Origin of the sequence: Coleofasciculus sp. FACHB-712, assembly GCF_014695635.1 — a bacterium.
Lineage (GTDB): Bacteria > Cyanobacteriota > Cyanobacteriia > Cyanobacteriales > FACHB-T130 > FACHB-T130.
In genome coordinates this window covers 1-10,568 of record NZ_JACJOQ010000519.1, presented here as the reverse complement: position 1 = coordinate 10,568, position 10,568 = coordinate 1, and the positions used below count along the sequence as shown (strand labels likewise).

The following is a 10,568-nucleotide window of genomic DNA, read 5'->3' as shown; positions in this document are numbered from 1 at the left end:
CCGGAAACTTGCTAGTTTTTAGAAGAGGATGTCACTGTAACGCCGGAAGATGGAAGGCTAGTGCAAAAGGCCAAAGGCGACTTGAGTAACTCCCGCCAGGATGCCTTGCACTTGCAAGATGAAAGATTTTAGCCAGGTAACGCTGCCAACTGCAACTCAATTTCATCGGGATTGAGCTTCTGACCAATAAAGACTAACTGAGTTTGCCTGGTTTCCTGTGGTTGCCAAGGACGGTCATAAAATTGATCGAATCTCGTTCCCACTCCTTGTAATACCAGCCGCATCGCTTTGTTGGGAACTGCCACAAATCCCTTGATTCGATAAATTTCCTGTTGTTGCACCAACGCTTCTAACTGTTCTTGCAGCTTCTGGGGATCGAAAGTACGGTTTAAAATCACCTGAGTCGAGGTAATTTCTTCGTCGTGATCGTGGTCTTCTTCAGTGTCGTGATGACTGGGACGATTATCTAAGTTGTCTTCTACGGCACTCTGGAAGCCCAGGAGAACCTCCGGATCTAATTTTCCGCGATCGCTCGGTACCATCTTGACAGCACGAGACAGTTCTCGTTCAATCAACTCCACAACCTCAGCCTGCTGCGTAGCATTCACCAGATCGGTTTTATTCAACACCACCAAATCCGCACACGCCAGCTGATCTTCAAAAAGTTCTTGCAATGGGGTTTCGTGTTCCAGATTGGGATCTTCCAGGCGCTGGGCGTCCACTGCTTCGGGATCGCTAGCAAACGTTCCCGCCGCCACCGCTTCGCAATCCACCACGGTAATCACAGCATCCACCGTCGCTGCATTGCGAATTTCGGGCCAGCGAAACGCCTTCACCAGCGGCTTCGGTAACGCCAAGCCGGATGTTTCTACTAAAATGCAGTCCAGGCTATCTCTGCGCTTCAGCAGTTCTAGCATCGTCGGCAAAAATTCTTCCTGAACCGTACAGCACAAGCAACCATTGGTTAATTCAACAATATTGTTGGTGCTGTCGGCTTCTTCTTCTGGACAGTAGCCACAAGAACGCAGCAATTCGCCATCAATCCCCAATTCGCCAAATTCGTTGACTAAAACGGCGATGCGGCGTCCTTGATTGTTCTGTAGAAGGTGGCGAATCAGAGTTGTTTTACCACTCCCTAAGAAGCCGGTGATGACAGTGACGGGAATTTTGGTAGCCATTGTTGGAAAGGTTTTGAGTTTTGAATTAATCATTCAGTACCAAGGCAGCGAGGGCGTATCTCTGTTTCTTTACAAGTGCCTTGTGTACACGATTGACTATTCTAGGCTGAAAGCTGAAATTTAGGTGGATGGCGCGATCGCTCCAGGGCGATCGCATCTAAATTCTGGATGTCTTTCCCTGTAAGAATCTCATCATTAGATAAATATAAAAACTAAATGCTTGAACCCCTTGTGTAGCAGCTATTTCAAAAATAAGAGACGTTTTCCGTACTACCTGGACAGGCAATCGGCTGGTTCTTTTGGCGACGTGAGTCTCTTAATAACAAATAAGATACAGTTATCGCCATCAGCCGGTGCAAGGTGAGTGTATTCCCCTTCACAGGCTTAAAGATAGTGGATGCTGAACAGGCTCTATATTAAATCCTGTCTTTGATCTCAGCATCAGTAAGCGATCGCTCCAATTCCAAATACTCGCTTTTAGCCGCTTGCCGCCTATGTTTCATCATCACCACTTCTCCTGCACCGCTGGTACAGAAGCGTCATTCAAGCCAATGATTTTTACTTGTTTACACGAAAAAATATTGAAAATTTGTATACATAGCTACTTATTTTTTTAGTTCAAAGAAAGATATTGAGGTCATTATTTTTACTTGTTTTGATGAGAAAATATTAATATTCATGCACATGAATACTCAATCCATTTATCTAAAGATATTATTGAAAAAATTCCTGACACTGGCACGTAGAGGTCAATAATTTATGGCTTACGAACGAGTCTCCAAACGCTCCTCTGGGAATTCTCACATCCATAAAAAAGATTCTCGCTGGACTACCCCTGCGATGCCAGTGCAAGCTAAACCAGTTTCTGCGTCGCCACAAGAGCAGGAACTACCAAGTTACACTCCACTACCCGCTAATTGGGCGACTAATAATAACTTGATGCGGAGTCTGTCAGGGGCAGGAGTAGTCCAGCGTCAGGAAGAGTCGGGCAAAGAGGAGCTAGAACCGATTCAAGCGAAGCTTACCATTGGTCAGCCCGGAGATCAATATGAGCAGGAAGCTGACCAAACGGCACAGCGAGTCGTAAATCAGATTAACGCACCAGTTTCCAAGCAATCATCTCAAGGTGAAACTCTCCAGCGCGAGGAGATGCCTGAAGAGGAAGAACTTCAGATGAAACCCGCATCCGGTACTCTCCAGCGCGAGGAGATGCCCGAAGAGGAAGAACTTCAGATGAAACCCGCATCCGGTACTCTCCAGCGTGAGGAGATGCCTGAAAATGAAGATGAAGAACTTCAGATGAAACCCGCATCTAGCACTCTCCAGCGCGAGGAAATGCCCGAAGATGAAGAACTTCAGATGCAGCGTAAATCAGATAGTGAACCAATGGCGGCTACGCCTGACTTAGAATCATCTATTCAACAGGCTAAAGGTGGGGGACAATCACTCTCGGACAATATCCGAGAACCGATGGAACAGGCATTTGGGGCTGACTTCAGTGGCGTCAAGGTTCATACAGATGCTCAGTCTGACCAGATGAATCAATCCATTCAGGCGAAGGCATTTACAACGGGGCAGGATGTCTTCTTTCGCCAGGGGGCATACGATCCGGGGAGTCGGGGAGGGCAGGAGTTGCTTGCTCATGAGTTGACTCATGTGGTGCAGCAGAATACGCAAAATGCCAAAATTCAGCGTGTGGAGCAAGGAAAGGGGAAGGAAGAAGCAGCAGAATGGGTGAAGAAAAATCCGAGACCAGAAGGTTTAACGCCTTATAACAGGAAGCAGAAAAGAGCAAAACAACCTAGCGATTCCGAACAAGATATAACCTCGACTAATCTGGGACGAACAGAAGGAACGAATGAGTTTCTAAAAACTCTACAAAATCCAGAAACGCTTAAAGCATATCAAGAACTTGAACAATTAACTGGGAAAGATATCCTCAAACAAGCAGGTATTTGGTTCGTAGGTAAAGGGACTTTTGGGACAGTGTTTCCCTATAAAAAATCAGGAAGTTCAGATAGCGATCCTGCCACTCATGTAATTAAGAAAGAAAACCTTGGTGAAAGAGATTATGATGAACGAAAAGCCGAACGTAAGCGAGCTATATATATCCCTTTAGTTGCTCATGAGTTGGGATTTACGCATATGCCGCTTTCTACATCAATGCCGCAAGAGAGCCAGATAGATAATAATAGACAGAACAAACAGAATAATGTCCTTTCTAATCTAGCACCAGGAAAAGATGGCAGCAAAAAGATGCGTGAAATAGCAGAAAGCTTTCCCGATTTTCAAGAAATAAATACAGCTTTTGAAAATTTTGTAAAAGAGAAGACAGGGAAATCTATAGCCAATATTTCAGAGGAAAAACAAAATCAACTCAAAAAAGAATTTGGATTTAATCAAAAAGCATCTGAAGCTTATGAAAAATTTACAAGCGAGAAAACTCAGGAGCTGGATGTAGATGAGCAGCAAATTCAGGATGTAGTCATCCTCGATATGCTGTTTCAGTATCAAGATGGTTCTTATACTCAATATATGTTTAATCAGGGTAATTTACAAAAAATTGATAATGATGATTATGGGATAGGAAAAGTAGATAGGAATAATACTGGAGTATATTCAAGCTCATTTCCCGTTGGATTACCTAACGCCAATAAACTTCTTACTGAGGATACTAAAAAACGCATTTTGGAAATGGATGGGGAACACTTAAAAAAAGTACTTAAGGCAGCTACGTACAAAGATAAATCTGACAATAAACCAAAAGATAAGCAAAAGCAACAGGTATTTGATGAAGCAAAAGCTTTACGTAACTTAGAAGATATTCAGTTTCTAATTAGGGAAGCAGAGCAATATGGTGGAATCTCCCTCCGAGAAGTATTTGACTTATACAATGCTAGAGATCAAGATGAGGTTCTCGATCCTGAAAGCAGCCAAGCAACAAAAGATAAATATAAGTCAAAAATAAGGCAACAAACAAGACAGGATTCAGACGAAAAAGTTGCACCTAGTCAGCTATACAATATTTTAGGTGTTGACTCCCCTACAAACCGACCAGATCTTTTTACAAACTATATTAATGTCCACGAAATTTTGGGAGAACGTGACAAAGAGCGTCAGGAGGAGCTAAAGAAGGAACGTGAAAAACAGGGCGATGCTCCAAGTATCATGGACAATCCAGAGTTTATAGAAGCTATCAAGAAACGCTCGACCCAACTTCGACCAGAGCGCCAAAAAATTGTTCAAGAACGGCAACAAATTGTTCGAGAACAGCAACAAGCTAAAAATTTGAAGGTTCTACAAAAGCTAATTAATGAACTACCTAGTAAATTTGAATCGTTAGAAAAGATTGAGGTAGATGAGCTTTTGAAATCAGCGCAAGAAATTAAAGATACAGAGCAAATCGAAGGTAGCAATCATAGATTTAGTCAGCTCAAGAACTGGAAAGCAAGACGCATTAAAGGCAAGGTTCGGGAACAAATCGCTACACCTATGGCAACTAACGGCTCTAATGTATCAGACAAGTTGTTAAATGAGGCAGAAAAGGAAATTTCAGTCATTAATCATGAAAGGATTAGAAGTAAGGCGATGTATCCCGTGCAGGTAGCCCGCTTTAAGCAACTTATTATAAATAATGAATTTACTCTCGAAAGGAGAACCAATTTCCTCAACAAATACCTCGACACAATCGTAAACAGTATTGATGCTATAGATTCAGTTCCTCTTGAAAAACTGAAAGCTTTTGGTAAGATTCTCTTAGAAGTAACGGCAAAATTAGAAGCTGATATATATGCCTTGAATAAGTTAATAGAGCAGATAGAAAAGATAGTGAATAATGTACTGGAACATAAAGAATACGCCAAAGTTTTTGGAAAAACTAATGTTTTCGAGGAGGGTATTGCTAATTTGAAAAATGTCATTGAGTCATATAAAAAAGTAGCTGAGCGGAGTTCTGAATTTTAGACTCAATCAAAAACCACGCTATATGTAGGGAATTTAGGCGACAATTTTCCTGAAAAAGCACTACTGTGGCATTAGTCTAAACTCCAGGGAGTTGGGTACTCTGAGAATATGAACCGTGTTCTTGACAAGAAAAGACCTTGCCTCAACTCCTCTACTCCTCCAAAAAAGATTAATCGCCTTCACTCCACATCATCCGGTAAGTCTTTATCGTCATCCCAACTTAATTCCAGAAAATATTGCGAGCGCTCACCTCCACAGAACAACAATTTAAGCAATAGCATAGTGCGATCGCTGATTTTGTAGGGTGCGTCTCAATGTACCCTACGAAATGCGATCGCGTTTACTTTGTTGAGGAATCAGCAGAGGATGCGATGGCTCCAGTTCTTGACTCTGCTGCTCCGTTTATCTTTGCTTACAGTTCCCCAAATCACAAATGCTTCTCTTATTGAACAGCTAATTCAACAAGCTACAACTGTCCAAAAAGCCAAAAACCACCCGCAAGCGGTAGCAATTTGGCGCAACGTAATTCTAACGCACCCTAGGCGATCGGTTATTAGAGCCTATCCGCAAAAGCAAAATAAGATAAAAAGTGTTTATAGCGGTTCTCAATTTGAGCGAAATACACTCGTAGGCGCGTTGTGAAGCTATGCGCCTACTCTAAGTTGTATTGGATGCCAGTAGTGAGAACCGCTATAAACCACAGATGAACGCAGATATTCACTTAAGCCAAGGACTTTTTGGATGAGTTATAAGCTACTGGCTAAAGATAAAGATGACTCACGCTTGCGCTTCGTGGTTCATAGTTCGCAAATAATTTTCTATCCCTCAATGAACTATGAACCGTCTTATTAAATCAGGTTGATTTGTGCCATCCTACTTGATTAAGCTTGTTGCCACATCTCTTGAATTTCACCTGGGAGATAGCTAGCAACTTCCTGAATTCGTTCCGAAGACAGCTCCTCTTTGGTTGCAGAAAATACGGCTTTAATAATTGTTTCTGCGTCTCTTCCGGGTAAGTTGCCCTCTTGCCTCAGTCGAACTAAAAAGTTCTCCGGCTTGATTTTTAGCTGGGGTCTTATCTTGCTTAAGAAACTGACAATTGGATTGGTGTCTTCCCACAAATCTTCCACTTCATCAGTTGCTGACTTGTCCAGTTCTTCTTCGACTCGCTCCACCGCTTCATTCGTCATTACGTCGCGCATGGTGCGGAAGACTACCTCAGTCGCATTTTTTGCCTCATCCAGATCGTTTAAGTTCCCCTTTGCCTTGACTTTCTCTAAAAATGCGTGATGTGATGCCATAATTCTCTGCAAACCCTAAAATTATCAAACTTGGTTAAATAAGCGCTCTCAAAATGGGAACACTCAAACTCTAGTTAATTTATAAAAGGAATTTAGTTCTTACGTCTCTCTGAAGAAGTAAATGATTTTACGTAACTTTTATCTGAATTTTCAGCCAATTAAATCGTTAGTTGCTGTATTATTAGCCATTTGATAGAGTAAAAAATATTACCTCCCAAGCGGGATGTGACTTTCTCGGTGTGTGGAAGCGCTGATACAACCGCTGCAATCTTGTAGATTTCTTAAAAGTCCATGCACTTTGTAATTCGGAAAATGAAACCTGTTCATCCCTCGCGTCCAAATCGCTTCATTTCTAGCAATTGGCGAATCGAGCAACTGCCTGGATTAAGTGCTGAAAATCAAGCTGGACTAATAGACTGTGGCATAAGAACCACTTTGCAACTACTCCAGCAAGCCAGTAGCCCAGTGCAAAGACAAGCCTTAGCTACCCAGTTACAGATTCATATTCAACACATCAATAAATGGGTGGCTTTGGCGGACTTGTCTCGCCTTCCGGGTGTGGGTTGCGAATATTGTGGGCTGTTGCTTCATGCCGGAATTGCTTCTTGCGCCCAACTCGCGCAAACGCCCGTTGAAAGGATACATCAACAAATTTTGCGGCTCCAAGTCGCCACTCTACAACGCCGGGATCTCTGTCCCACGCGGGGCGCGATCGCCCAATGGATCGAACAGGCGCGTGCAGCTGCGCGATCGCCTTCTTGCAGTCGCGTCTAAGAGACATTTCCTATCACCGCGATGACCTATAAAAGCTGACAATCCTGAAAGCTTGATGACAATGGCTTCACCATCACCCAGCCTCCAGGATTGTAGAAAATCGTGTGTTTTAGTCTAAGAGTCTTGAGGGAGCGTAAAGTTATTATTCGGCAGTTGCAAGATCCGTGCTGCCACGAGTGCGTTTGCGTGTCAGCGTGTTGAACAGCATCTGACCAATTGCCTTGATCAAGTTGCCATTTAATTCTTGGAACAGCTTCATATTCATGGCAAAAGCATCATTGGCTTCATCCACAATCTTGTCTGCTGTGGCATCATCAATGGGCAGATCGTTCATGGCTTGGCGATAAGTTGCCTTGAACGCCTTTTCATCGTCAATTTCTTGAAATTCGTAGAAAGCTGTCCCTTGCCCATCCGTGAGGTTCATCGCCCGTTGGGCAATGCCTTTGAGGATTTGACCGCCGGATAAGTCGCCAAGGTAGCGGGTATAAGAATGGGCAACTAACATTTCTGGAGCCGAAGTCGAAACTTCGCGGATGCGCTGGATGTATTCTTCAGCAGCAGGCGAGGCAGAGATTTGTTCGCGCCAGTTAGTACCGTAGTAGTAAGCCAGGTCTTGTTCTAGGCTCTTTTTCCGGTTCAGTTGGGGAAAATAAATCTTAGACAGAATCGGGTGTTGCCGGTGCCCTTCCATCTCTTCTTCCATTGCGGAATAGACGAAGTAGAGGTTCTTGACCAAATTCCGGTAAGAGTTCTTCTCAACAACGCCTTTTAAAAAGCACTTGACAAAACCAACGTTTTCCGCCATTGTGTGGGATTTTTTGGTTCCCTCACGCAATTTGGTTGCTAAATTGCTGCTCATGCTAAATTTCTTATCCCTAAAGTCTACGGAGGAGCGTACCGATCTTTTCCACGGCTTGAAAACCGCTAAAACGTTAGATTAGACTGATTTGCTGAGAATTTTCATTAAGAATTTTGAACATCGGCAGCTCTTGAGGCTAAGTCGCGGGGAAGCAAGGCAGCGACGATTTGGAATTCTAGATCGGGCTAAAACGTCGCTACAAAGCAGCCGCTAGGCTCTCCGTAAACATTTTATAATTTCTCATTTTCTGGAGATTAGGGAAATCAACCCACTAAAAAGGGCGGGTTTCCCCGCCCTGAAAGGCTAATCGATGCCTCATTGTTACCCACATTTAAAAGCTTGAATGCCAAAGCTTGAAACGATGGAATTCAGGTAGATACATCTGTATTGAAACAAGGCTTTGATAGATATCTAGAAAAATCCGCTTCAGTCAGGGGAGTGTCAAGTCCTACTGTGCTGTCTGACTAGAACCAAGACTTGCTTGAATATCCGGAGGCAGAATTACTTTGTCAACAACGTGGATGACGCCGTTGCTGGCTGGAATATTCGGCTGGATCACCTTGGCGTTGTTTATGGTGATTTCGCTGCTGGCACTATCAACCTTAACGGTAACGGGGGTACCTTCAACGGTTTTCACTTCGCCGGATTTTAGTTCGGTGGAAGAGATTTTACCTGGCACCACATGGTAGCTCAGAAGCTTGACTAGGGTTTGTTTGTTTGCTGGTTGCAGGAGTTTGTCCACAGTACCGGCTGGTAAGGCGGCGAAAGCGGCATCAGTCGGTGCAAATACCGTGTATGGCTTGTCTCCAGTTAATTGGTCAGTCAAGCCTGCTGCTTGCACTGCTTTGGTGAGCGTGGTGAAGGAACCATTGCTCGCTGCTGTTTGTGCCAGTTCTCCCAGGTTTTTGTCTTCGGTTGCCGCACCATTGGCTTCAGCACCAGGGGAGGCAGTAGGAGAAACTTCAGCACTGGGTGAGGTAGTAGTTGCAGGAGCTTCAGCAACTGGTGATTCGGTTGTTGCGGTCGAATCGCCCGTCGGAGCTTGGTTCGCTGTGTTTGCACCAGGCTGACCGCCGCAAGCAGAGAGAACGACCAGGCTACCAACACCGATGACGCTGAACAACAGTTTTCCTAAACTTTTCATGAATGGCCTCTTGGTAAAGATAAATTACAGAGCTATTCACAAAAGTTAATAATAAATTGGTCAAGAGCTTCTCAGCCTATGGAGGTATTTAGAGATGCGATCGCGTCTCTCTAACGAAAGGTTCTACCAAGCTAATGCCAGCCCATCGGCGCGGGGTTCGGAGGCGGCAACCAGTACCCCGCCTTGTCGCAAGATGATCTGACCTTTGCCAAACATTCCGGGTTCTGCACTGATTTGGATATCATGACCGCGTTCAGCGAGCGCTAAAGCGATATTTCGGGGCACCATCTGTTCCAAAAGCACTGTCTTACCCGTAACAAACCGCCACCTGGGTGCATCTAGCGCTGCTTGGGGATTCATCCCATAGTCTAGGAGGTTGACAACGACTTGCAGATGTCCCTGCGGTTGCATGGGTGCCCCCATGACGCCAAATGGCCCCAAAGGTTGATTGTCTTGCGTCAGAAAGCCGGGAATAATCGTGTGAAAAGGGCGTTTCGCGGCTCCTACTTGATTTGGGTGTCCCGGAGTTAGGGTGAATCCCGATGCCCGGTTTTGCAGGGCGATGCCGGTATCGGGAACCAGAATGCCACTGCCAAAGCCACTGTAGTTAGATTGGATAAAAGATACCATCAGTTCGCTGTCAGCCGCTGCGAGATAGACGGTGCCTCCCTTGGGCAACCCAGGCTGAGCGATCGCAGCTTCTTTTCCAATCAAACAGCGTCGTTCGTCAGCATAAGCTTTGTTTAGCAGGTGTTCTAGGGGCACCTCCATAAACCGAGGATCTCCAATATATTGATGTAAATCTGCAAAAGCCAGCTTCATCGCCTCAATTTGCAGATGGTAGCTAGAAACGGATTCGCGGGGATAATCGGGTAGGGGATAACCTTCCAGAATATTCAAAGCCATCAGTGTCGCGATGCCTTGAGTATTGGGAGGAATTTCCCAGACGGTAATGCCTCGGTAGTTAGTGAAAATCGGCTGCACCCAGTCACAACAGTGGGTTGCTAAGTCAGATGCTGTCAAAATACCGCCGGTTTTAGCGGCAAAGTTAGCGATTTTTTCGGCAATTTCCCCGCGATAAAAGCTTTCCCCTTCAGTTTGGGCGATCGCTCTTAGGGTTTTGGCATGAACCTCACTCCGCCAAATTTCCCCGGCGGCGGGTGCCCGATTTTCTGGAAAAAATACTTCTTTAAATGGCTGAAACTCTGGTGCAATCAGCGGCAAATAGATTGCCTTGGCTCGCTTCCACGCCCGTGCCGTCTCCGGTGACACGGGAAAACCTTCTTCAGCGTATCGAATCGCCGGGACAAATAGCTGCTCAAACGGTAGCTTTCCCCAACGCTTCCATA

At 44.7% G+C, this 10,568-nt stretch carries 8 protein-coding genes; 2 read left to right on the top strand and 6 right to left on the bottom strand.

Annotation, left to right across the window (positions count from 1 at the left end):
* Positions 1-128: 128 nt before the first annotated feature.
* A complete protein-coding gene (cobW, locus tag H6F50_RS17645; RefSeq protein ID WP_190429699.1) occupies positions 129-1,178 on the bottom strand; it encodes a cobalamin biosynthesis protein CobW in 1,050 nt (349 codons plus the stop codon).
* 25 nt (positions 1,179-1,203) lie between these two features.
* A complete protein-coding gene (locus tag H6F50_RS27665) occupies positions 1,204-1,335 on the bottom strand; it encodes a hypothetical protein (RefSeq protein WP_277879357.1) in 132 nt (43 codons plus the stop codon).
* 602 nt (positions 1,336-1,937) lie between these two features.
* On the opposite strand from H6F50_RS27665, the gene H6F50_RS17640 reads away from it, so the two are divergent.
* Positions 1,938-5,141, top strand: a complete 3,204-nt coding sequence (locus tag H6F50_RS17640; protein ID WP_199292232.1) for a DUF4157 domain-containing protein — start codon at positions 1,938-1,940, stop codon at positions 5,139-5,141.
* Between the two features lie 881 nt (positions 5,142-6,022).
* Here the strand turns inward: H6F50_RS17640 and H6F50_RS17635 are convergent.
* Positions 6,023-6,442 carry a DUF2267 domain-containing protein gene (locus H6F50_RS17635; protein ID WP_190429698.1) on the bottom strand — a complete coding sequence of 140 codons (420 nt, stop codon included), beginning with the start codon at positions 6,440-6,442 and terminating at the stop codon, positions 6,023-6,025.
* Positions 6,443-6,733: 291 nt separating this feature from the next.
* Here H6F50_RS17635 and H6F50_RS17630 point away from each other — a divergent pair, with 291 nt between their 5' ends.
* The gene (locus H6F50_RS17630) at positions 6,734-7,216 is read left to right on the top strand and encodes a DUF4332 domain-containing protein (RefSeq protein ID WP_347277178.1); all 483 of its coding nucleotides are present in this window, start codon (positions 6,734-6,736) and stop codon (positions 7,214-7,216) included.
* A gap of 142 nt (positions 7,217-7,358) precedes the next feature.
* Here H6F50_RS17630 and H6F50_RS17625 read toward each other — a convergent pair whose 3' ends face one another.
* From H6F50_RS17625 to H6F50_RS17615, 3 genes are all read right to left on the bottom strand, one after another.
* Entirely contained in the window at positions 7,359-8,075 is a 717-nt protein-coding gene (locus H6F50_RS17625; protein WP_190429697.1) for a heme oxygenase (biliverdin-producing), read from the bottom strand.
* Between the two features lie 448 nt (positions 8,076-8,523).
* Entirely contained in the window at positions 8,524-9,219 is a 696-nt protein-coding gene (locus H6F50_RS17620; protein WP_190429696.1) for a fasciclin domain-containing protein, read from the bottom strand.
* A gap of 123 nt (positions 9,220-9,342) precedes the next feature.
* The coding region (locus H6F50_RS17615) for a gamma-glutamyltransferase family protein (RefSeq protein ID WP_190429695.1) at positions 9,343-10,568 on the bottom strand (1,226 nt) is incomplete at its 5' end.

What these genes read in the sequence shown, in the direction of transcription:
- cobW (WP_190429699.1), bottom strand. Translation starts at nt 1,178, where the DNA reads ATGGCTACCAAAATTCCCGTCACTGTCATCACCGGCTTCTTAGGGAGT.
- H6F50_RS27665 (WP_277879357.1), bottom strand. Translation starts at nt 1,335, where the DNA reads ATGCGATCGCCCTGGAGCGATCGCGCCATCCACCTAAATTTCAGCTTT.
- H6F50_RS17640 (WP_199292232.1), top strand. Translation starts at nt 1,938, where the DNA reads ATGGCTTACGAACGAGTCTCCAAACGCTCCTCTGGGAATTCTCACATC.
- H6F50_RS17635 (WP_190429698.1), bottom strand. Translation starts at nt 6,442, where the DNA reads ATGGCATCACATCACGCATTTTTAGAGAAAGTCAAGGCAAAGGGGAAC.
- H6F50_RS17630 (WP_347277178.1), top strand. Translation starts at nt 6,734, where the DNA reads ATGCACTTTGTAATTCGGAAAATGAAACCTGTTCATCCCTCGCGTCCA.
- H6F50_RS17625 (WP_190429697.1), bottom strand. Translation starts at nt 8,075, where the DNA reads ATGAGCAGCAATTTAGCAACCAAATTGCGTGAGGGAACCAAAAAATCC.
- H6F50_RS17620 (WP_190429696.1), bottom strand. Translation starts at nt 9,219, where the DNA reads ATGAAAAGTTTAGGAAAACTGTTGTTCAGCGTCATCGGTGTTGGTAGC.